The organism is Streptomyces sp. NPDC045022 (assembly GCF_056432605.1).
Window position 1 is genome coordinate 23,912 of sequence record NZ_JBWKIR010000023.1, and the last position, 22,273, is coordinate 46,184.

Here is a 22,273-nt window from a genome sequence, read left to right on the forward strand (position 1 = left end):
CCCGCCCCGACGGGAGCGGCACCCGCCCCGACGGGAGCGGCACCCGCCCCGACGGGAGCGGCACCCGCCCCGACGGGAGCGGCACCCGCCCCGACGGGAGCGGCACCCGCCCCGACGCGAGCGGCACTAGCCCCGACGAGAGCGGCACCCCGCGAGCGCGGGCGGGCGACGTCACCCCCCGGCACCGGCACCGGCACCGGTACCGGCACCGGCCTCCGCTTCGAGAACGTGCGGTTCCGCTACCCCGACGCGTCCCCCGGCTCCCCGCCCCTCCTCACCCGCGTCGACCTGCACATCCGACCCGGCGAGTCCATGGCCCTCGTCGGGGCCACCGGCAGCGGCAAGACCACGCTCACCACGCTCGTCCCACGCCTGCACGAGGTCACTTCCGGCCGCATCACCCTCGACGGCGTCGACATCACGGCGATGTCCCGCGAGGAACTGCGCGCGAAGGTCGCAGTGGCCTTCGAGGAACCCACCCTCTTCTCCACGAGCGTCGGCGAGAACGTCCTGATGGGAGCGGCGGACGGCGCCGGGAAGGCGGACCTCGACCGGGCCCTCGCCGTGGCGCAGGCCGAGTTCGCGCACGCGCTCCCGCAGGGCACGGCCACCCGCGTCGGCGAGCAGGGGCACAGCCTCTCCGGCGGCCAGCGGCAGCGCCTCGCCCTGGCCCGCGCGGTGGTCGGCCGGCCGGAGTTCCTGGTGCTGGACGATCCGCTGTCCGCCCTGGACGTGCACACGGAGGCCGCCGTCGAGGCGGCGCTGCGGCAGGTCCTCGCCGACACCACCGCCCTGATCGTGGCCCACCGTCCGTCCACGGTGTTGCTCGCCGACCGGGTCGCCCTGCTGTCCGGCGGCCGGATCGCCGCCGTCGGCACCCACCACGAGCTGCTGCGCGGCAACGCCGAGTACGCCCATCTGATGTCCGGGGAACAGGAGGAATCCCGTTGACCAGCACGACCGCCTCCACTCCCGCCGTCGCCGAGGACGACGAACACGCCCGCCCGCGGGACCCGGGCGACCCGTTCGACCGGGATGTCCTGCCCACCCCACCCGGCGCCACCTGGGCGCTGCTGCGCTCGCTGCTCGCGCCCATGAAGGCCCGCGCCGCACTCACCACGCTCCTGCTCCTGCTGCAGCAGGCGGCCGTGCAGGCGGGCCCGCTGCTGGTGGCGTACGCCATCGACAAGGCCGTACCGGCGTTCCGGGACGACCGGCACGGCCCGCTGATCGCGGTCGCCGTCGGCTATCTGCTGTGCGCCCTCGTCTCGGGTGCGCTGCAGTTCGCGTTCATCGAGACCTCCGCCCGGGTCAGCCAGGACGTGCTGCTGGACCTGCGCGGCCGGATCTTCCGGCACGCGCAGGCGCTGAGCGTCGACTTCCACGAGCGGTACACCTCGGGCCGGCTGATCTCCCGCTCCACCACGGACGTCGAGGCACTGCGGGAACTCCTCAACGACGGGCTCCAGGAGCTGGTGACCGTCGTGCTGTCCTTCGTCTACATCTCGGCGATGCTGCTCTGGCTCGACCTCGGCCTCGGCGCGGTCGCGGTGGCCTCCTTCGTGCCGCTGTATCTGCTGGTCCGGCTCTACCAGCGGCGCGCGGGGCGGGTGTACCGGGCGCGGTCCACGGCGATCGCCGCGGTGATCGTGAAGTTCGTGGAGACGGTGAACGGCATCCGTCCGGTGCGCGCCTTCCGCCGGGAGTCCGCGAACGAGACCGAGTTCGCCGTCCTCAACCAGCGGCACGAGCGGACGAACGGGGACGCGCTGCTGGAGATGGCCCGCTATGTGGTCGGATCCCGGCTGGTGGCCAACACGGCGGTCGCGGGGATCGTGCTGTGGGGCGCCGACCGGGTGGCGTCCGGCTCGCTGGAGCTGGGCGTGCTGGCGGCGGCGGTGCTGTATCTGCGCCGGCTGTACGACCCGATCGACCGGCTCGGCATGTTCCTGAACTCCTACCAGTCGGCCGCCGCCTCCCTGGAGAAGATCGCCGGACTGCTGGCACAGACCCCGTCCGTGCCCGAGCCGACCGTGCCCCGCGAACTGCCGCCGCTCGACGGCGGGTTCCCGGGCCGTGAGGTGTTCTTCGACGGCGTCCGCTTCGCCTACCGCACGGGCGGCGAGGTGCTGCCCCGCTTCGATCTGACCCTGCCGGCCGGGCAGACCGTCGCCGTCGTCGGCACCACCGGCGCGGGCAAGTCGACTCTGGCCAAGCTCCTCGCCCGGTTCTACGACCCCTCCGAGGGGCGCGTGCTGCTGGACGGGGTCGACCTGCGCGAGCTGCCCGTGCCCGAACTGCGGCGCGGAGTGGTGATGGTGACGCAGGAGGCGTTCCTGTTCTCCGGCACGGTCGCGGACAACATCGCCATCGGCCGGCCCGAAGCCGGCCGGGAGGAGATCGAGCGGGCCGCGAAGGCGATCGGCGCGCACGAGTTCATCAGCGCGCTGCCCGACGGCTACGACACCGACGTCCGCAAGCGCGGCGGGCGCATCTCGGCGGGGCAGCGCCAACTGGTGGCCTTCGCCCGGGCCCTGCTCGCCGACCCGGCGGTGCTGATCCTCGACGAGGCGACCAGTTCCCTGGACATCCCGGGCGAGCGGGCGGTGCAGCGGGCGATGTCGACGGTGCTGCGGGGCCGTACGGCGGTGGTGATCGCGCACCGGCTGTCGACCGTGGAGATCGCGGACCGGGTGCTGGTGATGGAGCACGGCCGGATCGTCGAGGACGGGCGTCCGGACGAACTCGTCGCGGGCACGGGCAGGTTCGCCGGCCTCCACAAGGCGTGGCGGGACAGTCTGGCCTGACCCCGCGAGGCCGTCTTCGCGACAGCGGGGATCACGGCACTCCCAGTTCGAACAGGGCGTATCCGGCGTACGAGCCGGAGGCGAGCGCGGCGATGCCGAGGAGCGTGCACTGCAGGGGCAGGCTCAGCCGGCGCAGCGCGAAGGCGAGCGGCAGGAACAGCGGGAAGCAGGGCAGCAGATAGCGCGAGATGTTGGCGACGATCTGCTGGCTGCCGAGGACCAGGACCAGTGTCAGCACGGTGTGCACGACCAGCACCGCCGGCGGGCGCAGCCGCAGCAGCAGGGGCAGCAGCGCGAACGCGAGCAGGATGACACAGACCGAGATGACGTCCGCGAAGGGGTAGGCGAACAGATAGTCGAAGTGCCCCACCGGCACGGACGTCAGCACGTCCGCGGTCTGGTCGCCGTAGTCGAAGCTGTGCGCCCAGGCGCCCGACTGCAGCTTGAAGTAGCCGCCCAGGTCGCCCATGCGGTTGCCGACCCAGAGCAGGTAGCCGAGCAGCCCGAGCGGGGCCAGGGCGAGGGCGAGAAGGGGGCGCAGGGCGCCGTCCTCGCGGCGGCGCAGGGCGAGCAGCGCGGCGACACCGAGAGCGGCGATCAGCGCGGCGGCGGTGGGCCGGTTGAGTCCGGCCGTGAACGTGAGGACCCCGGCGGTGAGCCAGCGGCGGGTCATGACGGCGTAGCAGGCCCAGGCGGCGAGGGCCACGTAGAGCGAGTCGGAGTAGACCGCCCACTCCACGCCCGAGCCCGGCCACACCGCCCACAGCCCGGCCGCGGCGAGCCCGGCACGCCGGCCGCCGAGCCGTTCGGCGATGGCGTAGATGCCGAGGGCGGCGGCGAAGGAGGCGACGATCGAGACCAGCAGCCCCGCGCCGTACGGACCCAGTCCGGTGAGCATGGAGGTCAGCCGCATCAGCGCCGGATAGAGCGGGAAGAACGCCGCCGAGTTGCCCTCCAGCGTGATCAGGCCGGTGGCGCCCGGGACCGGGACGAGCCTCGGGTCGTAGCCGTGCAGGGCGATCTGCTGGTACCACCAGCCGTCCCAGGTGGCCAGCACGTCCCAGGCGTGCGCTCCGCCGCCGAACCGCGGGTGCTTGGTCCGGTAGTCCCCGGCGGAGGACAGCAGGTACATGAAGGAGCAGAAGCCGGCCAGCTTGAGCGCGCCGAACAGGGCGAGCACGGGTCCGTGCCGGCGGGCGGCGGCCTGGAGCCGGGAGCCGGGCACGGGCCGGGGGGCCGGCGCCTGTAGGTGGGGCAGCGTCGCGGTCACGAGGTCACCGCTCCGGTACGCGGCCGGCGGCGGCGGTCGCGGCGCATCCGGGCGATCCCGCGCAGGTCGGCCAGCGCGGTGGCGAGGATGTCGACGCTGCTGTCCGGGTCGTCGACCCAGTCCACCGGGACCTCGTGGATCCTGAGGCCCGCCCGCTCGGCGAGCACCAGCAGCTCGGTGTCGAAGAACCACTCGCCGTCCCGCACCAGCGGCAGCAGCCGCTCGGCGACCTCGCGGCGCACCGCCTTGAACCCGCACTGCGCGTCGGAGAAGCCGACATCGAGGGTGCAGCGCAGCAGGACGTTGTAACAGCGGGATATGGCCTCGCGCTTGGCCCCGCGCACCACCCGAGCGCCGGGGGCGAGCCGGGTGCCGATGGCCAGGTCGGAGTGGCCGGATATCAGCGGGGCGACCAGCGGCAGCAGCGCGGTGAGCCCGGTGGACAGATCCACGTCGAGGTACGCGAGCACGGGCGCCCGTGAGCCCGACCAGGCCGCCCGCAGTGCCCGGCCGCGGCCCTTCTCGGGCAGCCGGAGCGAGGTCACCTCGGGCAGTTCGGCGGCGAGCCGGGCGGCGATCCGCGGGGTGCCGTCGGTGCTCGCGTTGTCGGCGACGGTGATCCGGAACGGGTAGGGGAAGGTGTCCCGCAGATGCGTGTGCAGCCGCCGGACGTTCGGCTCCAGGTCCTTCTCCTCGTTGAACACCGGCACGACCACGTCCAGGACGGGCTCATCGTGCTGCGTCGGCAGGGGCGCGCGCCGGGGCAGGGGAGCCACGGCCGGTGGCCGGCCCGGTCGGATGTCTGTCACGTGAGTCCCTGGTTCTTGTCGGTTGTCGGGCATGCCGAGGGCACATGAGGAGGGGAAGGGCGGTGTGCGCTAACCGCTCGGGCTGACCGCCGAGGACGGGTCGTCCGGCGGCACCGCCGAGGTGCTCACCGGTGCCGTGGCCGGCGGTGTGGTGGGGGCGCCCCGGGCGGTGGCCGTCGCCGTGGGCGGCGGGTGCCCGGCGGTGGCCGAACTCCCGGTCGTGGAGGGCGGCCCGGAGGTCGTCGAGGTCCGGCCCGGGCTCGGGGGGGTCGTCGTCGCGGACGCGGACGGCGGTGTGCCCGGCGACTGCGACGGCGAGGACGACGTGCTCGGGAGGGACGTCGGTTGGGTCACGGGCCGGGGATGCGGCGCGCTGGGCCGGTCGACGCTGTGGCCGTGCGGCCACAGGAACAGCCCCAGGCCCAGCCCCGCCACCGCCAGCACGGAACCGGCGGCCCGGCGGGCGGCCCGCGCCCGGCGGCGCGCCCGCACTCCCGCCCGCAGCCGGTCCCGGTGCCGTGCGTCGAAGGACGCCTGCTCCCGGGTGGTGTGCATCAGCAGGGTGAGCTGCCGCTCGAAGCGATCCCGATGATCCGGGTGATCCGTCCGGTCACCGCGCCCCGTGCGATCCACGTGGTCCACGTGCTCCGTGTGGTCCATGTCCCTCCCTCACCCCACCGGCTCGATGACGTCGGCCAGGAGCCGGCGCAGCCGGGCCACCCCGCGCGCGGCATGGGACCGGGCCGTGCCCACCGGGCAGCCCAGGGTCTCCGCGACCTGCCGGTCGGGCAGGTCCTGGTAGTAGCGCAGGACCACCGCGGCCCGCTGCTGCGGCGTCAGCTGCGCGAGCGCCGTCTCCAGCCGGGAACGTTCGGCCACGGTCGCCGACATGTCACCGGACGCCGCCACCTCGGGCAGCTCCTCCACGGGCCGCTCGCCCCACCAGCGCCGCCGGGCCGAGCGGGCCGCGGCCCGCGCCAGCACCTTGCGCACGTACGCCTCCGGAGCCTCTTCGGCGACCTTCGGCCAGACGAACCACAGTTTGACCAAGGACTCCTGCAACAGGTCCTCGGCCCGGTGCCGGTCCCCTCCGGTGAGCAGACGGGCCAGATGGAACAACACCGACCAGCGGGCCGCCACGAACGCGTCGTACTCACCGGCCCTGGTCTGCTCCATCCTCACGGTCCCCGTTCTCGCCGGCTGCCTACACCAGGAGAAAGGGCCTGAACCCCCTCGCGCGCTGCACTCGGCGAGCGTGATCCGCGTCACGCACAGCCGTCACACAGCTCAGGGGGGTGCCGTCCGGGCAGGTTCAGGCGACCCGCAGCAGCAGCACCGACCGGGCGGGCACCGTGATCTGCGTGCCCGCCCGGTGGGCCGTGCCCGGCGGCTCGGCCTGGTCCTCCCGGGAGGTGTCCACGACCACCTCGTACCGATCGGCCCACGGCGGTCCGGGCAGGAGGAAGCCCGTCGGCCGGTCGCCCGCGTGCAGTACCGCGAGGAAGCTGTCGTCCACGACCGGCGCCCCCCGCTCGTCCCGGCCCGGGATGTCCCGCCCGGAGAGGTACATGCCGAGCGTCGCCGCGGGCGCGTACCAGTCGCCCTCGGTCATCTCCGCGCCCCGCGCGGTGAACCAGGCCAGGTCCCGCAGCCCGTCCGCGGTCTGGGCCCGGCCGGAGAAGAAGGCCCGCCGGCGCAGCACCGGATGCCGGTGGCGCAGCGCGATCAGCCGCGAGGTCAGATCGAACAGCGCCCGCCAGCCGGGCTCCTGAAGCAGTGACCAGTCCAGCCAGCTGATCTCGTTGTCCTGGCAGTAGGCGTTGTTGTTGCCGCGCTGGGTGCGGCCCAGCTCGTCACCGGCGACCAGCATGGGCACGCCCGTGGAGAGCAGCAGGGTGGTGAGGAGGTTCCGGAGCTGCCTGCGGCGCAGCGCAACGACGCGCTCGTCGCCGGTCTCGCCCTCCGCCCCGCAGTTCCAGGAGCGGTTGTCGTCGGTGCCGTCCCGGTTGTTCTCGCCGTTGGCCTCGTTGTGCTTGCGCTCGTACGACACCAGGTCGCGCAGGGTGAAACCGTCGTGCGCGGTGACGAAGTTGACCGAGGCGTAGGGGCGCCGGCCGCCCCAGGCGTACAGATCGCTGGAGCCGGACAGGCGGTAGCCCATCTCGCGGACGTCCGGCAGGGCGTGCCGCCAGAAGTCCCGGACCGCGTCGCGGTAGCGGTCGTTCCACTCCGTCCACAGCGGCGGGAAGGCGCCGACCTGGTAGCCGCCGGAGCCGATGTCCCACGGTTCGGCGATCAGCTTCACCCGGCGCAGCACCGGGTCCTGCGCGATGACCGCGAGGAAGGGGGAGAGCATGTCGACGTCATGCATCGAGCGGGCCAGCGCCGCCGCGAGGTCGAAGCGGAAGCCGTCCACGCCCATCTCGGTCACCCAGTAGCGCAGTGAGTCGGTGATCAGCCGCAGCACGTGGGGCTGGACGACGTGCAGGGTGTTGCCGCAGCCGGTGTAGTCGGCGTAGCGGCGGGCGTCGTCCTGGAGCCGGTAGTAGCCGCGGTTGTCGATGCCCTTCAGGGACAGGGTCGGCCCCAGCTCCCCCGCCTCCGCGGTGTGGTTGTAGACGACGTCGAGGACGACCTCGATGCCGGCCGCGTGCAGGGCCCGCACCATCCGCTTGAACTCGCCGACCTGCCCTCCCGTCGTACCGGAGGCCGCGTAGGCGGCGTGCGGGGCGAAGTAGCCGATGGAGTTGTAACCCCAGTAGTTCCGCAGGCTCCGGCGCAGCAGGTGGTCCTCGTGCGCGAACTGGTGTACGGGCAGCAGCTCGACCGCCGTGACGCCCAGGCGCACCAGGTGCTCGATCGCGGCGGGGTGGGCCAGTCCGGCGTAGGTGCCGCGCAGTTCCTCGGGGATGCCGGGGTGGAGCTTGGTGAAGCCCCGTACGTGCAGCTCATAGATCACCGAGTCGGCCCACGGCGTCTTGGGGCGCCGGTCGTCCGACCAGTCGTCGTCATCGTGGACGACGACACCCTTCGGCACATGCGGCGCCGAGTCCCGCTCGTCCCGCACGGTGTCCGCGACCTGCTGCTCCGGCCAGTCCCGGACATGCCCGTACACCTCCGGCGGGAGGCGGAACTCCCCGTCCACCGCTCGGGCGTACGGGTCCAGCAGCAGCTTGGCCGGGTTCCAGCGGGCGCCGGTCCACGGGTCCCAGCGGCCGTCCACCCGGTAGCCGTACCGCTGACCGGGCATCACACCGGGCACGAAACCGTGCCAGATCTCGTGCGTCAGTTCGGTCAGCGGAACCTGCGTCTCCCGGCCCCGCTCGTCGAACAGGCACACCCGGACCGCCTCCGCCCCGGCCGCCCACAGCGCGAAGTTGGTGCCCGCGATCCCGTCCGGGCCGACCCGGAACCGGGCCCCCAGCGGGGTCGGCGCACCCGGCCACACCGCCGGGCCGGGCGGTACGGCACGCCGGGTGCCGTTCATCGCCGCCGGTTGCCCGCTCCCGGCGGCCGGCTCCCCGGCCGGTGCCCGCTGCTCGGCTGCGCTCGTCACCTGTCGGCCCCTCTTTCAGTGGCTCGCCCCGGGGGCGGCGCAGCAGGCCGCGCCCGGGCGCCGAGCGCGCCTGTCGGCGGACCCGGCGCCCGGTACGGCTGCGCCCCGACGGCCAGGGGGCGTCTTCCGGATCCGCCTTGCCCGGCTCCGTTTCAGCCGACCTGACCCAGAAAACACCCCCTGACACGGGCACGGCGGCTCCCCAACGTGTCGTCCTTCCCTCTGTTCTGCCCAGTGCGTGCGTCGCACTCACGTTTCCCCGGAGCGGGCCCGGTCGTTGAGCCCCGCGTGAGGCACGTACATGGACGCGCACGGCGCACGTGGGCCGCGCTGGCGGCGGTAATGGTGGGAACAGGGCTCTTGGCCGGCTGTTCCCCGGACGGCTCAGGACCACTGGGCATGGGCGGGGCGCTCGGCAAACCCCGAGCCCCCGAGGACGTCATCCGCGTCACCCCGGAGGACGGCAGCAGGGAGGTGCGCCCAGGTGACCGGCTGCGGGTACGGGTGCCCGGCGGGCGCCTGGAGAAGGTGAAGGTCGTCAAGTCGCAGGACGCGCAGGACTCCCCGGTCCCCGGGCGCGTCAGCGACGACGGCCTGACCTGGGAACCGGACGAGGGCCGGCTGGCGCTCGCCGCCAAGTACACCGTCGACGCGGTCGCGCTGGACTCCCATGGCCGCCGCTCCGCCCGGCACACCGTCTTCACCACCTACGTCCCCGACCAGCGGTTCATCGGCTACGTCACCCCCGAGAACCGTGCCACCGTCGGCACCGGGATGATCGTCTCCCTCTCCTTCAGCCGGGAGGTCGACAACCGCGCCGCCGTCGAACGCGCCGTCCACGTCAGCGCGCAGCCCCCCGTGGAGATCCGCCCGCACTGGTTCGGCAAGGGCCGCCTGGACTTCCGCCCCGAGCGCTACTGGAAGCCCGGTACCGAGGTCACCGTCGACCTGGACCTGCGGGACGTCGAAGGGGCGCGCGGGGTCTACGGGCTGCAGGACAAGACGTTCGCCTTCACCGTCGGCCGCAGCCAGGTCTCCCTGGTCGACGCGGCCAAGCACACCATGGACGTGCGGCGCGACGGGCAGCTCCTCGCCACCGTCCCCATCACGGCGGGCGCCCCCAAGCACCCGACCTACAACGGGAAGATGGTGGTGATGGACATGCTGGAAGTCACCCGCATGAACAGCCGTACCGTCGGTTTCGGCGGGGAGTACGACATCGCCGACGTCCCGCACGCCATGAAACTCACCGACTCCGGCACCTTCCTGCACGGCAACTACTGGGCCCCGGACGCCCCCGGCCAGGTCAACGTCAGCCACGGCTGCGTGGGTCTGCGGGACGTCAAGGGCGGCGGTTCGGACACCCCGGCGGGCTGGTTCTTCGACCGCAGCCTCATCGGTGACGTCGTCGAGGTCATGAACAGCAAGGACAAAACGGTCGCGCCCGACAACGGCCTCGGAGGGTGGAACATGACCTGGAAGGAGTGGAAAGCGGGCAGCGCGGTGAAGTAACCAGGTGAGGGGGCCGGGTTCGGGGTGACGGTGCCCGGCGGAAGTTGCGACGCAACGGTGACATTCGCCTGACACCTTGCTCAAAACCCGGCGGTTAATATGCGCGCACAAGTGTGGTGGGGAGCGGACCTGATCAGGTCCGGCGAGGGGAGACAACTTGAACGTGCGGCCTATATCGGGGGCGTCGGCGGGGGGCCGGGGGAGAGGCCGTAAGGGGCTGGTGCTGATATCCGGCGCCCTGCTGATGGCGGTCACCGCATGCGGTGGGGGCGGTGACTCGGGGTCCGGCTCGGGCGACGGCAAGGGCACGGACGGGGCGCGGCAGGGCAAGCAGTCGACGGCCGCCGTCAGCATCTCGCCCCGGTCCGGTGCCACGGGCGTCGACACCAGCGACGCCCTCAAGGTGAACGTCAGCAAGGGCAAGCTGACCGAGGTCACCGTCAAGGACGCCAGGGGCGCGAAGATCGACGGCACCATAACCGGTGGCGGCGCCACCTGGGCGCCGTCGACCCACCTGGCCGCCGGCACCAAGTACACGGTGCACGCGGTCGCCAAGGACTCCGAGGGCCGGGAGGCCGCCGAGGACTCCTCGTTCACCACGCTGACCCCGAAGAACACCTTCGTCGGCCACTTCACCCCCGAGGACGGTTCCACCGTCGGTGTCGGGATGCCGTTCTCCGTCCGCTTCACCCGGGGCATCACCAGCCCGCAGGACGTCGAGAAGGCCATCACCGTCAAGACCGAGCCGGCCGTGGACGTCGCCGGGCACTGGTTCGGCAACGACCGGCTGGACTTCCGCCCCGAGAAGTACTGGAAGGAAGGCACGAAGGTCACCGTCGACCTCAACCTGGACGGCGTCGAGGGCCGCGACGGCGTCTACGGCAAGCAGCGCAAGACCGTGAAGTTCACCATCGGCCGCAACCAGGTCTCCGTCGTGGACGCCAAGAAGCACACGATGAAGGTCACGCAGGACGGCAAGGTCGTCAGGACCGTCCCCGTCACCACCGGCAAGCCCGGCTACGACACCTGGAACGGCCAGATGGTCATGAGCGAGAAGCTGGCCGTCACCCGCATGAACGGCGAGACCGTCGGCTACGGCGGCGAGTACGACATCAAGGACGTCCCGCACGCCATCCGCCTCACCGACTCCGGCACCTTCATCCACGGCAACTACTGGGGCGGCGGCGCCTTCGGCAACTACAACGCCAGCCACGGCTGCGTGGGCCTGCGCGACGTGCGCGGCGGCTACGACAAGAACGTGCCGGCGGCCTGGTTCTTCGACCACTCGATCCTCGGTGACGTGGTGGTCGTCAAGAACTCCCACGACCGCACGGTGGACCCGGGCAACGGCCTCAACGGCTGGAACATGTCCTGGGCCGACTGGAAGAAGTGAACCCCGCTGACGTACGGGCCCGGTGCTGTGACCTACGGCACCGGGCCCACCGTCGTTAGTGGCCGTTAACCTGCTCTGCATGACCGTGAATCTCGAAGTCGCCGAAGGTGTCGGAACCCTGCGTCTGGACCGTCCGCCGATGAACGCGCTCGACATCGCCACCCAGGATCGGCTGAAGGAGCTAGCCGAGGAGGCCACGCGCCGCGACGACGTGCGGGCCGTGGTGATCTACGGCGGCGAGCGGGTGTTCGCGGCGGGCGCGGACATCAAGGAGATGCAGAACATGGACCACGCCGGGATGGTCCGGCGCGCCCGCGCTCTGCAGGACTCCTTCACCGCCGTGGCCCGCATCCCCAAGCCCGTCGTGGCCGCCATCACCGGCTACGCGCTCGGCGGCGGCTGCGAACTGGCCCTGTGCGCCGACTACCGCATCGCCGCCGACAACGCCAAGCTCGGCCAGCCCGAGATCCTGCTCGGCCTGATCCCGGGCGCCGGCGGCACCCAGCGGCTGCCCCGGCTGATCGGCCCCTCCAAGGCCAAGGACCTGATCTTCACGGGCCGTCAGGTCAGGGCCGACGAGGCCCTCGCCATCGGCCTGGTGGACCGGGTCGTCCCGGCCGCCGAGGTGTACGAGCAGGCGCACGCCTGGGCCGCCAAGCTCGCGCAGGGGCCGGCGATCGCGCTGCGCGCGGCGAAGGAGTCCGTCGACACCGGTCTGGAGACGGACATCGACACCGGACTCGCCGTCGAACGGAACTGGTTCGCGGGTCTGTTCGCCACCGAGGACCGCGAGCGGGGTATGCGCAGCTTCGTGGAGGAAGGGCCGGGCAAGGCCAAGTTTCTCTGAGCGTCAGCGGTGTGACCGCCCCGTAACTCCCTTGGGGGCCGCGGGGATTGACGGGTTGTCCCATCCGAGTCCCTCGATGGGGCGGTTTATGGGAGCCTTAAGGCAACCTTAAGCCTGCCTTGTCGAGGGAGCTTGACGCTTGCCCGGAAGTGAGCCGTCGCCGCAGGTCAACCGGGCTGCGCCGGATATCGGTATGCCCTCGGCATATGCCGATCAACGAGGGCGCGGAGGGGGCGTGCGGGGGGCGCATTCCTTTGGAACGGCCCCCAGGGCGGCTGCGGGCCGCCATCATGGGGGCATGGCGGGGCTGGAGGGCATCGAACAGCCACGGGGACACAGCCGTGCGGCCGCGGCGCGCTGGTCGCCCGCGGTCGAGGACGAACAGGCGCTCAAGGCGCTCGAACTGTTCGGCAACCCGACGGAGGCGGAGGTACCGCTGCCGTCCCGCCCGGAGTCCGCGGCCACCGCGCGCCGGCTCGCCCAGGTCGTCGTCCTGCGCACCTGGCGGCTGAGCCCCAGGCTCACCGAGGACGCCGTCCTACTCGTGTCGGAACTCGTCGGCAACGCCGTGCGGCACACCGGCGCCCGCGTCTTCGGCCTCCGGATGCGCCGCCGCCCCGGCTGGATCCGCGTCGAGGTCCGCGATCCCTCGCGCGGGCTGCCCTGCCTGATGCCGGTCCAGGACATGGACGTCAGCGGCCGCGGGCTGTTCCTCGTGGACAAGCTCTCCGACCGGTGGGGCGTGGATCTGCTCCCGCGCGGCAAGACGACCTGGTTCGAGATGCGAGTCGCCGACCGCTAATGCCTTTCGTTTGGATCATGCCGGATCAGGGAGCGGGGCCAGGCCCCGCGAGCCCGGCATGATCCAAACGAGAGGCCCTAGGTTCGGCCGGCTTCCGGTGCGGCTGTGCGGGAGGTTCACTCCCTGAGGGCCGCGCCCCCGGACCCCCGCTCCGGCCCGAGCGGCCGCGTCCTCGAACGCCGGACGGGCCGAGCGCGGGCGCCGCGACCCGGGAACACCCCCAAACTGGCCAAATAGGCGGTTTTCTCGCCTGTCGCCCCTTAAATGGTGCGGGTGACCACGACCAACCGACGCGGGGTGCTGCGCGCGGGCGCCGGGCTCGTCGCCGGCGGCGCGCTCGCCGCCGGTTGCGGCTCCGGCCAGGCCGCCCCGCCCACCGCCCCGGCCTCCGTGTCCGACCCGTCCCCGTCCGCCGCCCGCGCGTCCAGCCGGCTCGCGGCCACCGTGCAGGCCACCCCCGCCCCCCGCGCCTACCCCGGGCAGCCCGCCCAGATCACCCACGGCCCGCGCACCCGCCCCCAGGTCGCCCTCACCTTCCACGGCCAGGGCGACCCCGTCCTCGCCCACGCCCTGCTGACCGAGGCCGAGAAGCAGGGCGCCCGCCTCACCGTGCTCGCCGTCGGCACCTGGCTGGACGAACACCCCGACGTCGCCCGGCGCATCCTCGACGGCGGCCACGACCTCGGCAACCACACCCAGCGGCACATCGCCGTGAACGCCCTCGCCGAGGCGGACGCCCGCAAGGAGATCACCGACTGCGCCGACCGGCTCGAGCGGCTCACCGGCTCCATCGGCACCTGGTTCCGCCCCTCCCGGGCGCCCACCGCCACCCCGCTCGTCGTCCGGCTGGCCCGCGCCGCGGGCTACCCGCATGTGCTGTCGTACGACGTCGACTCGCTCGACTACACCCGGCCCGGCGCCGCCGCCGTCACCCGCAAGGTCCTCGCCGACGTGGCGAACGGATCGGTGGTGAGTCTGCACTTCGGATACCCGGACACGGTCGCCGCCCTGCCCGACGTCCTCCATGAACTCGACCGCCGTGGACTGCGCGCGGTCACCACCACGGAGCTGCTGAGCTGATGCGAACCACGAAAGCCGCCCGCCTGCTGGCTGCCGGTGCCGCCCTGACCGCCCTGACGCTGCTGTCCGCGTGCGGCGGCGGGGACCGCCACCACGAGGACGCGGCCCTCGGCAGCAAGGCACCGGTCCAGCCGCAGGTGAAGAAGGACCGGGTGGACGTGCTGCCCGGGATGCCGCCGGTGGAGGACCCGGCCGACATCTACTCCGCCGACCGCCCGAACCGGCTCTCCCCGGCCGTCAGGGACTTCCCGACCCGGGTGTACGTCCCCAACACCAACTCCGACACCGTCACCGTCATCGACCCCGAGACCTACCGGATCCTCGACACCATCCCGGTCGGCCGCCAGCCCCAGCACGTCGTACCGTCCTGGGACCTCAAGACCCTCTGGGTCAACAACGACCTCGGCAACAGCCTCACCCCCATCGACCCGCGGACCGGCCGGGCCGGAAAGCCGGTCGACGTGCACGACCCCTACAACCTGTACTTCACGCCCGACGGCAAGTACGCCGTCGTCATGGCCTCCATGGACCGGCAGCTGGTCTTCCGTGACGCGCACACCATGGAGGTCGTCAAGACCGTGCCGGTCAGCTGCTACGGCGTCAATCACGCCGACTTCTCCGTCGACGGCCGCTACTTCATCGTCTCCTGCGAGTTCAGCGGTGAGGTCCTCAAGGTCGACACCGCGAAGATGAAGGTCATCGCCCAGGAGAAGCTGCCGTTCCACGGCGCCATGCCGCAGGACGTCAAGATCTCCCCGGACGGCAAGCTGTTCTACATCGCCGACATGATGGCCAACGGGCTGTGGATCCTCGACGGGGACAGGTTCACCCGGCCCCGGTTCCTCGCCACCGGCAAGGGCACCCACGGCCTCTACATCAGCCGGGACTCCCGCGAGATGTACATCTCCAACCGGGGGGAGGGCTCCATCTCGATCTTCGACTTCTCCCGGAACCGGCTCACCAAGAAGTGGCACCTGCCCGGCGGCGGCAGCCCCGACATGGGGGGCGTCTCGGCCGACGGCAAGGTCCTGTGGCTGTCCGGCCGCTACAACGCCGAGGTGTACGCCATCGACACCCGCACCGGCGCCGAGCTGGCCCGCATCAGGGTCGGCAGCGGCCCGCACGGACTCGCCGTCTATCCGCAGCCCGGCCGCTACTCACTCGGGCACACGGGCATCTTCCGCTGACGCGAGGTCAGCCGGCCGGGCGAGCAGCAGCGCCTCCGCGCCCACCGGACGGTACCCCGCGGCCTGGAACGCCCGCACGCTGCGGGCGTTCCCCGGCGCGACCTGCGCCCACAGCGGCTCGGTGGCGAGCTGCCGGGCGGCGGTCACCAGCCGCCGGCCCAGCCCCCGGTGCCGGGCGTCCTCGTCCACCTCGACCGACACCTCCAGCCGTCCGGCGACCCCGCGCCCCATCACCAGCACCCCGCCATCGGCCGTCCAGGTGCGCACCTCGTCCCGGCGCCCACGGGCGTAACGGATCCGGGCATGGCCGGGGTCCTCGATCTCCGTCAGCGCCGGCGGCGGCTCACCCGGCAGCGGGGACCCCACGAACACCGCGTCGATGGTCTCGGTCCGGCGGCCCGTCCGGTCCATGAGGGCGGCCAGGAACCGCGGGTTCATCGTCGCCGCCAGGGCGTCACAGTCCAGGCCGCGCAGCGTCTCGTACACCCACCGCGGGTCCTCGTCCGTGAAGACGACCGAGTGCGCGGTGAACGACATCACCCCCGCGTCCCGGGGCGACGGCTGCGGTACGACCGTCGTCCGGCCGTCCGCCGGCGGGAAGACGCCGTGCGCCGCCGCGTCGAGAATGTCCCGCAAGGTCTCCAAGGCCGCTCCTCGAGTCTCCACCCACTGGGAGGCCCAGACTCGCAGACTCGGTGAGCCGGCCCGCGCCATGGCCCGGCGAGGGGGTGCTCCGGCGGTGATAAATTGCCTGGCCGGGCCGTTAATCTGACCTGCGTCAGTACGCCAGCACGGCATGAGAACACGACCAAAAGGGGCGGATCGGTGGCGGACATCGAGGAAGCACGCAAGCAGTTCCAGCGGATCGACGCGGATGGTGACGGATTCATCACCGCCGCGGAGTTCAGGTCCGCCCTGGCTCAGGGTGGTGACTGGAACGTCACCGAGACGGTGGCGGAGGCCATCATCAAGTCGCGTGACCTCAACGGCGACAAGGTCCTGTCGTTCGACGAGTTCTGGGCCCACCTGAGCAAGTGACCTGCCCGTAAGGGGGTGCCCTGTCCGCGAGAATCCGACGGGGAGGGCACCCCCTTCGTCATGCCGTCACACCGCCCGCCGGGTCCGCACGCTCCAGCGGCCCTCCAGCCGCTCCAGTGCCAGCGGCAGGTCGAAGCATGTGCCGACCTGGTCGCCGGTGAGGACCGTCTCGACCGGTCCCGAGGCCAGCACCAGCCCGTCCTGCGAGTGAGCCCCCCATGAGGGCGAGGAGGAGGCCGCTGACTTCGCCGACCCGAACCCGCCCGATTGCGCAGCCGCGGAATACATCCCCGCCCCGCCGGGTTGCCCACCGTACAGACGCATGCACATGCATGCACCGCTTCTCCGAAGGGCGTGTCATGAAGATCGGCATCATCGGCGCGGGCAACATCGGCGGCAACCTCACCCGGCGGCTCACCGCTCTCGGGCACGACGTCTCCGTGGCCAACTCGCGCGGCCCCGAAACGCTCAAGGAACTGGCCGAGGAAACCGGCGCGACCCCGGTCCGCGTGCAGGACGCGGCCAACGGCGCCCAGGTCGTGGTCGTCACCGTCCCCCTGAAGGCGGTACCGGGACTCCCCGCCGGCGTGCTGGACGGCGCGGCCGAGGGTGCCGCGGTGATCGACACCGGCAACTACTACCCGCAGCAGCGCGACGGCCGGATCGCGGCCATCGAGGACGAGGGCCTCACCGAGAGCCGCTGGACCGAACGGCACCTCGGGCATCCGGTGATCAAGGCCTTCAACGGCACCTACGCCCAGGACATCCTGGAGCGCCCCCGCCCCGCGGGTGACCCCGAGCGCATCGCCCTCCCGGTCGCCGGCGACGACGAGGCGGCCAAGCGGGTCGTCCGCGACCTGATCGACGAACTGGGCTTCGACACCGTCGACGCCGGCGGCATCGACGACTCCTGGCACCAGCAGCCCGGCACCCCGGTCTACGGCCTCCGGGAAGGCACCGAGGGTGTCAAGAAGGCCCTCGCGGCGGCCTCCCCGGAACGCCCGGCGGACTTCCGGGCCTGACCTCGCCCGCTCGCCGGCGGGGCTCAGGGGGTGGCCCACCCGCGCAGGTCGTCCTTGTCCGCGAAGTGGGCCACGTCCTTGTCACGGGGCCGGCTGGTGTACTGGTGGAACAGCCACTTCGCCTTGATGCGGGGCTTGCCCGCGGTGACGTAGTCGGCGATCCACAGGCCGTCGCCGGCGTAGGAGGTCGTGTCGACGTTCAGCCAGAAGTCCCGGTTCGCGTACAGCAGGACACGGTTGCCGGGCCGTAGCTCCTTCACCTTGCGGATGAAGCGGTCCTTCTCCGCGTTGCTCGCGTGCGTGCCGTCACCGGTCGTCTCCCAGTCGAGGGCGAGGAGGTCACCGGGGCGGTCCGGGGCGTGGCGGACGAAGTACTCGGCCTGGGCGGTGATGTTGCCGGGCCACACGAAGTGGTAGAAGCCGACGACCAGTCCGGCGTCGCGGGCGGTCTTCGTCTGGGCGGTGAGCCGGGGATTGACGTACGAACGGCCCTCCGTCGCCTTGATGAAGACGAAGGAGAGGCCGTCCGTGTCGTACGCGGAGGACTGGAAGGCGCTTACGTCGATGCCGTGCAGCATGCTGGAGTTGTGCCCCCTCCGGCGGCAGCCGGAACCTCAGCCTCGGGTGGTCACCGAACTCAGCACGGGCGCCGGCTTCGCGGCCCAGTCCGAGGTGATGAGACTCGCGTGGTTCTTGGCCAGCAGGGTGAGCCGGGAGGCGACTTCGGCGTCCGTCGGGCTGGTGGCGGAGATGGCGGGGGACACGTTGTGGGCGTCCGTCATGATGAGCACGTAGTGGTTCGTGGAGTAGAACGAGGTGTCGTAGCCGTTGTTGACGTAGGTGGCCGCGTCACCGTCGAAGAAGACGAACCAGGGCCGGATCGAGGCGTCGTAGCGACTGCCGCGCGGATCGCCGTTCCCGGCGCCGAGCACGGCGGGGAAGGCCTGGGCGGCCGAGATGTTGCCGGCCGCGTACAGGTCGCGCAGATGGTCCCCGTACTCCTCGTCCGTCCAGTAGTGGTCGAACGGGTTGGACTGCTCCACCGTGCCCGGGATCAGATCGAAGAGGAACTTGCCCTTCAGGGAGTCGCGGGCGGGCCAGGCGTTCGCCTTGGCGGCGGCGTCGAGGGAGGAGTGCGTCCCGCCCAGCAGGTCGGCCGGCTTGTACACGCTGCTGCCCAGCTTCTGCGCGACGAGCGTGTCGAACTCGTCCGGTCCGAGGCCGGCCTTGTCGTTGAAGCCCACCTTCATCTCGACCTTGAAGACGATCGGCGCGTGGTCGGGGTGGAGCTGGTTCCAGGCGGCGATGTTGTCCAGGCAGCTGCCCAGGTCCTGATTGCGGCTCTTGCTGTACAGCTCGCCCGGGGTCTTGGCGGCCTCGCAGTTGTTGTCGTCGCCCAGCGGGTTGCTGTGGCTGACCCGCCAGCGGTGGCTGATGCTGTCGACGTACACGTCCAGCTCGAGCAGCGAGGCGCCCGAGTCCAGCGCCTGGGCGAAGTAGGCGTACTTGGCCCTGTCGTACGCGTTGTGCGTGCCGATCGCCGTCGTCTCGGAGAACTTCGCCGACGCCGCGTGGGCGTTCCCCGGCAGCACCACCAGTAAAGCGGCAGCCCCCGTGAGCGCCGCCGACCGTCTCACCGCACGAACCCTGGACATCCCTGAACTCCCTTTCGCCGAAGCCGAGTTGGCCGCAGCGTAGGGCCGAGCGGTTACCGCGCGGTAGCCCCTGGAGGAACATCGGTCTCCGGCGATCCCGCCGCGGACGCGGGCGGGCCCCCGCCGCTTCTGCTCGGAAGCGGCGGGGGCCCGTGTCGGTGGTCGTGCGTCAGCGCAGTGCGCCGGCCTCGCTCGCCGACAGCGTCCGCGGATGGACGTGGACATCGGCGACGGAGCCGGGGAACGCCATGGACGGGGTCGTCGGCGGAGTCGTGGGCGGCATCATCGGCAGCGGCGTCGGCGAGAGCATCGTCGACGGGATCGAAGACCTGTTGAGGATGGCGATCAGCCGGACCGCTACGGGGTCATCGGGTGGTGGCGTCATCGACGTGGCCGTTCCTGTCAGAAGATCCCTGACGGGACGCAGGAGGGCTGACACCGGGCAGACGCTCGTGACAGCGGCGGCCCCGCCGGTCCTCCCGGCGGGGCCGCCGCTTCGCGCGCCCGCGAAGGCGCGGCGTATCCGCTCAGCATTCGATGATGTTGACCGCCAGACCCCCGCGCGCCGTCTCCTTGTACTTCACGGACATGTCCGCGCCCGTGTCCTTCATGGTCTTGATGACCTTGTCCAGCGACACCTTGTGGGAGCCGTCGCCGCGCATCGCCATCTTCGCGGCCGTGACCGCCTTCACCGCGGCCATGCCGTTGCGCTCGATGCACGGGATCTGGACGAGGCCGCCGACCGGGTCGCAGGTCAGGCCCAGGTTGTGCTCCATGCCGATCTCGGCCGCGTTCTCGACCTGCTCGGGGGAGCCGCCCAGGACCTCCGCCAGCGCGCCGGCCGCCATGGAGCAGGCGGAGCCGACCTCGCCCTGGCAGCCGACCTCGGCGCCGGAGATGGAGGCGTTCTCCTTGAAGAGCATGCCGATCGCGCCCGCGGCGAGCAGGAAGCGGACGACACCGTCCTCGTCGGCGCCGGGCACGAAGTTGATGTAGTAGTGCAGCACCGCCGGGATGATGCCCGCCGCGCCGTTCGTGGGGGCGGTGACGACTCGGCCGCCGGCCGCGTTCTCCTCGTTCACCGCCATCGCGTAGAGCGTGATCCACTCCATCGCGTGCGCCAGCGGATCGCCCTCGGCGCGCAGCTGGCGGGCCGAGACGGCCGCGCGGCGGCGGACCTTCAGGCCGCCGGGCAGGATGCCCTCGCGCGACATGCCGCGCCGCACGCACTCGCGCATCACGCGCCAGATCTCCAGCAGGCCCGCCCGGATCTCCTCCTCCGTGCGCCAGGCCCGCTCGTTCTCCAGCATGAGGGAGGAGATCGACAGGCCGGTCTCCTTCGTGAGGCGCAGCAGCTCGTCGCCCGTGCGGAAGGGGTACTTCAGGACCGTGTCGTCCAGCTTGATGCGGTCCGCGCCCACCGCGTCCTCGTCCACGACGAAGCCGCCGCCGACCGAGTAGTAGGTCTTCGAGAGCAGTTCGGCGCCCTGGGCGTCGTACGCCCAGATCGTCATGCCGTTGGCGTGGTAGGGCAGGGCCTTGCGGCGGTGCAGGATCAGGTCGTCGTCGAAGGAGAAGGGGATCTCGTGCTCGCCGAGGAGATTCAGGCGTCCGGCCTGCTGAATCGTTTCCACCCGCTGGTCGGCCGTTTCGACGTCCACCGTGCGCGGCGAGGCGCCCTCCAGGCCCAGCAGGACCGCCTTGGGTGTGCCGTGACCGTGGCCGGTCGCGCCGAGCGAGCCGTACAGCTCGCAGCGCACCGAGGCGACGGAGCCGAGCAGGTCCTCGTTGCGCAGCCGGCGGGCGAAGATGCGCGCCGCGCGCATCGGGCCGACCGTGTGGGAGCTGGACGGGCCGATGCCGATCGAGAACAGGTCGAAGACCGAGATGGCCACGGTGACTCCTCAATGCAGGGTGGTGCGGGGTGGTGCGGAGGGGGTGTGGTGGTGCGGGGGTGAGCACCGGCGGGACATCGCGCACACCTTTCGGGTTCCAGTGTGCGCGATGCCCCGCGAAGGCGACCTACTTGTTCAGAGCCGCGTACAGCGGGTGCTTGTCGGCGAGCGCCTTCACACGGGCCTTCAGGGCCTGCGCGTCGTAGGACGGCTTCAGCGCCTCGGCGATCACGTCCGCGACCTCGGCGAAGTCCTCGGCCGTGAAGCCGCGGGTCGCGAGGGCGGGGGTGCCGATGCGCAGACCCGAGGTGACCATCGGCGGCCGCGGGTCGTTCGGGACGGCGTTGCGGTTGACCGTGATGCCCACCTCGTGGAGGCGGTCCTCGGCCTGCTGCCCGTCCAGCTCGGACGCACGCAGGTCCACCAGGATCAGGTGCACGTCGGTGCCGCCGGACAGGACGTTCACGCCGGCCTCGCGGGCGTCGGGCGCCGTGAGGCGCTCGGCGAGGATGCGCGCGCCCTCCACCGTACGGCGCTGGCGCTCCTTGAAGTCCTCGCTCGCCGCGACCTTGAAGGAGACCGCCTTGGCCGCGATCACGTGCTCCAGGGGGCCGCCCTGGAAGCCCGGGAAGACGGACGAGTTCAGCTTCTTCGCGAAGTCCTTCTTCGCGAGGATGATGCCGCCGCGCGGGCCGCCGAGGGTCTTGTGGGTCGTGGAGGTGACCACGTCCGCGTGCTCGACCGGGTTCGGGTGGAGACCGGCGGCGACCAGGCCCGCGAAGTGCGCCATGTCGACCCACAGGTACGCCTCGACCTCGTCGGCGATCCGGCGGAACTCGGCGAAGTCCAGCTGGCGGGGGTACGCCGACCAGCCCGCGATGATCACCTTCGGGCGGTGCTCCTTGGCGAGCCGCTCGACCTCGGCCATGTCGACCAGGCCGGTCTCGGCGTCCACGTGGTAGGCGACCACGTCGAACTGCTTGCCGGAGAAGTTCAGCCGCATCCCGTGGGTCAGGTGGCCGCCGTGCGCCAGGTCCAGGCCGAGGATGGTGTCCCCGGGCTGGGCCAGCGCGAACAGGGCCGCCTGGTTCGCGGACGCGCCGGAGTGGGGCTGCACATTGGCGTACTCGGCGCCGAACAGCTCCTTGATCCGGTCGATGGCGATCTGCTCGGCGACGTCGACGTGCTCGCAGCCGCCGTAGTAGCGGCGGCCCGGGTAGCCCTCGGCGTACTTGTTGGTGAGGACCGAGCCCTGCGCCTCCATCACCGCGAGCGGCGCGAAGTTCTCGGAGGCGATCATCTCCAGAGTGGACTGCTGGCGGTTCAGCTCGGCGTCGACCGCGGCGGCGATCTCCGGGTCCAGCTCGTGCAGGGGCGTGTTCAGGACAGTCATGGGGCTA

21 protein-coding genes and 1 pseudogene are annotated in these 22,273 nt (G+C 71.8%); 10 read left to right on the plus strand and 12 right to left on the minus strand.

Features of this window, described 5'->3' with window-relative positions; all coding sequences use genetic code 11:
- Both AC07C1_RS31120 and AC07C1_RS31125 read left to right on the plus strand, forming a co-directional pair.
- Positions 1 to 951: ABC transporter ATP-binding protein (locus AC07C1_RS31120; RefSeq protein ID WP_478944393.1), on the plus strand; the 951-nt coding region annotated here is incomplete at its 5' end.
- Positions 948 to 2,807, plus strand: a complete 1,860-nt coding sequence (locus tag AC07C1_RS31125; RefSeq protein ID WP_478944395.1) for an ABC transporter ATP-binding protein — start codon at positions 948 to 950, stop codon at positions 2,805 to 2,807. The genes AC07C1_RS31120 and AC07C1_RS31125, both read left to right, overlap by 4 nt.
- A gap of 31 nt (positions 2,808 to 2,838) precedes the next feature.
- Here AC07C1_RS31125 and AC07C1_RS31130 read toward each other — a convergent pair whose 3' ends face one another.
- From AC07C1_RS31130 to glgX, 5 genes and pseudogenes are all read right to left on the minus strand, one after another.
- Positions 2,839 to 4,077, minus strand: coding sequence for a hypothetical protein (locus AC07C1_RS31130; protein WP_478944397.1), 1,239 nt, complete (start codon positions 4,075 to 4,077; stop codon positions 2,839 to 2,841).
- A 38-nt stretch (positions 4,078 to 4,115) separates the two neighbouring features.
- Positions 4,116 to 4,853, minus strand: a pseudogene (locus AC07C1_RS31135) (dolichyl-phosphate beta-glucosyltransferase); the annotation flags it as partial.
- Between the two features lie 102 nt (positions 4,854 to 4,955).
- A complete protein-coding gene (locus AC07C1_RS31140; RefSeq protein ID WP_478944399.1) occupies positions 4,956 to 5,546 on the minus strand; it encodes a hypothetical protein in 591 nt (196 codons plus the stop codon).
- 9 nt (positions 5,547 to 5,555) lie between these two features.
- A complete protein-coding gene (locus AC07C1_RS31145) occupies positions 5,556 to 6,062 on the minus strand; it encodes a SigE family RNA polymerase sigma factor (protein WP_478944401.1) in 507 nt (168 codons plus the stop codon).
- 136 nt (positions 6,063 to 6,198) lie between these two features.
- Positions 6,199 to 8,442: a glycogen debranching protein GlgX gene (gene glgX / locus AC07C1_RS31150; protein WP_478944403.1), complete on the minus strand. Its 2,244-nt coding sequence runs from the start codon at positions 8,440 to 8,442 to the stop codon at positions 6,199 to 6,201.
- A gap of 288 nt (positions 8,443 to 8,730) precedes the next feature.
- Between glgX and AC07C1_RS31155 the strand changes: the two genes are divergently transcribed.
- The 6 genes from AC07C1_RS31155 to AC07C1_RS31180 all read left to right on the plus strand — a co-directional run bounded on the left by AC07C1_RS31155 (position 8,731) and on the right by AC07C1_RS31180 (position 15,263).
- A complete protein-coding gene (locus tag AC07C1_RS31155) occupies positions 8,731 to 9,954 on the plus strand; it encodes a L,D-transpeptidase (RefSeq protein ID WP_478944404.1) in 1,224 nt (407 codons plus the stop codon).
- 157 nt (positions 9,955 to 10,111) lie between these two features.
- The gene (locus AC07C1_RS31160; protein WP_478944405.1) at positions 10,112 to 11,347 is read left to right on the plus strand and encodes a L,D-transpeptidase; all 1,236 of its coding nucleotides are present in this window, start codon (positions 10,112 to 10,114) and stop codon (positions 11,345 to 11,347) included.
- 79 nt (positions 11,348 to 11,426) lie between these two features.
- Positions 11,427 to 12,194, plus strand: coding sequence for an enoyl-CoA hydratase/isomerase family protein (locus AC07C1_RS31165; RefSeq protein ID WP_478944407.1), 768 nt, complete (start codon positions 11,427 to 11,429; stop codon positions 12,192 to 12,194).
- 298 nt (positions 12,195 to 12,492) lie between these two features.
- The gene (locus AC07C1_RS31170) at positions 12,493 to 12,996 is read left to right on the plus strand and encodes an ATP-binding protein (RefSeq protein WP_478944409.1); all 504 of its coding nucleotides are present in this window, start codon (positions 12,493 to 12,495) and stop codon (positions 12,994 to 12,996) included.
- 264 nt (positions 12,997 to 13,260) lie between these two features.
- Positions 13,261 to 14,076 carry a polysaccharide deacetylase family protein gene (locus tag AC07C1_RS31175; protein ID WP_478944411.1) on the plus strand — a complete coding sequence of 272 codons (816 nt, stop codon included), beginning with the start codon at positions 13,261 to 13,263 and terminating at the stop codon, positions 14,074 to 14,076.
- On the plus strand, positions 14,076 to 15,263 hold the full coding sequence (locus tag AC07C1_RS31180) for a YncE family protein (protein ID WP_478944412.1): 1,188 nt from the start codon (positions 14,076 to 14,078) through the stop codon (positions 15,261 to 15,263). Before AC07C1_RS31175 ends, AC07C1_RS31180 begins: the two co-directional genes overlap by 1 nt.
- Here AC07C1_RS31180 and AC07C1_RS31185 read toward each other — a convergent pair.
- Complete coding sequence (locus tag AC07C1_RS31185) at positions 15,234 to 15,908, minus strand: N-acetyltransferase family protein (protein ID WP_478944414.1); 675 nt, start codon at positions 15,906 to 15,908, stop codon at positions 15,234 to 15,236. The two genes, AC07C1_RS31180 and AC07C1_RS31185, sit on opposite strands and share 30 nt — an antisense overlap.
- Positions 15,909 to 16,088: 180 nt before the next feature.
- Here AC07C1_RS31185 and AC07C1_RS31190 point away from each other — a divergent pair, with 180 nt between their 5' ends.
- Positions 16,089 to 16,301, plus strand: a complete 213-nt coding sequence (locus AC07C1_RS31190; protein ID WP_478944415.1) for an EF-hand domain-containing protein — start codon at positions 16,089 to 16,091, stop codon at positions 16,299 to 16,301.
- A gap of 66 nt (positions 16,302 to 16,367) precedes the next feature.
- Here the strand turns inward: AC07C1_RS31190 and AC07C1_RS31195 are convergent, their stop codons facing one another.
- Positions 16,368 to 16,493, minus strand: coding sequence for a hypothetical protein (locus tag AC07C1_RS31195; RefSeq protein ID WP_478944417.1), 126 nt, complete (start codon positions 16,491 to 16,493; stop codon positions 16,368 to 16,370).
- Between the two features lie 167 nt (positions 16,494 to 16,660).
- Between AC07C1_RS31195 and AC07C1_RS31200 the strand changes: the two genes are divergently transcribed.
- Positions 16,661 to 17,323, plus strand: coding sequence for an NADPH-dependent F420 reductase (locus tag AC07C1_RS31200; protein WP_478944419.1), 663 nt, complete (start codon positions 16,661 to 16,663; stop codon positions 17,321 to 17,323).
- Positions 17,324 to 17,346: 23 nt separating this feature from the next.
- Here the strand turns inward: AC07C1_RS31200 and AC07C1_RS31205 are convergent, their stop codons facing one another.
- The 5 genes from AC07C1_RS31205 to glyA form a co-directional block, all read right to left on the minus strand.
- Complete coding sequence (locus AC07C1_RS31205; protein ID WP_478944421.1) at positions 17,347 to 17,901, minus strand: glycoside hydrolase family 25 protein; 555 nt, start codon at positions 17,899 to 17,901, stop codon at positions 17,347 to 17,349.
- A gap of 36 nt (positions 17,902 to 17,937) precedes the next feature.
- Positions 17,938 to 18,978, minus strand: coding sequence for a Ca2+-dependent phosphoinositide-specific phospholipase C (locus tag AC07C1_RS31210; RefSeq protein WP_478944423.1), 1,041 nt, complete (start codon positions 18,976 to 18,978; stop codon positions 17,938 to 17,940).
- Positions 18,979 to 19,147: 169 nt separating this feature from the next.
- Positions 19,148 to 19,363 carry a hypothetical protein gene (locus AC07C1_RS31215; RefSeq protein ID WP_478944425.1) on the minus strand — a complete coding sequence of 72 codons (216 nt, stop codon included), beginning with the start codon at positions 19,361 to 19,363 and terminating at the stop codon, positions 19,148 to 19,150.
- A 142-nt stretch (positions 19,364 to 19,505) separates the two neighbouring features.
- Positions 19,506 to 20,873 (minus strand): L-serine ammonia-lyase, encoded by a 1,368-nt coding sequence (locus tag AC07C1_RS31220; protein ID WP_478944427.1) that lies wholly within the window; start codon positions 20,871 to 20,873, stop codon positions 19,506 to 19,508.
- Positions 20,874 to 21,000: 127 nt separating this feature from the next.
- Positions 21,001 to 22,266, minus strand: coding sequence for a serine hydroxymethyltransferase (gene glyA / locus AC07C1_RS31225; RefSeq protein WP_478944429.1), 1,266 nt, complete (start codon positions 22,264 to 22,266; stop codon positions 21,001 to 21,003).
- Positions 22,267 to 22,273: the final 7 nt, after the last annotated feature.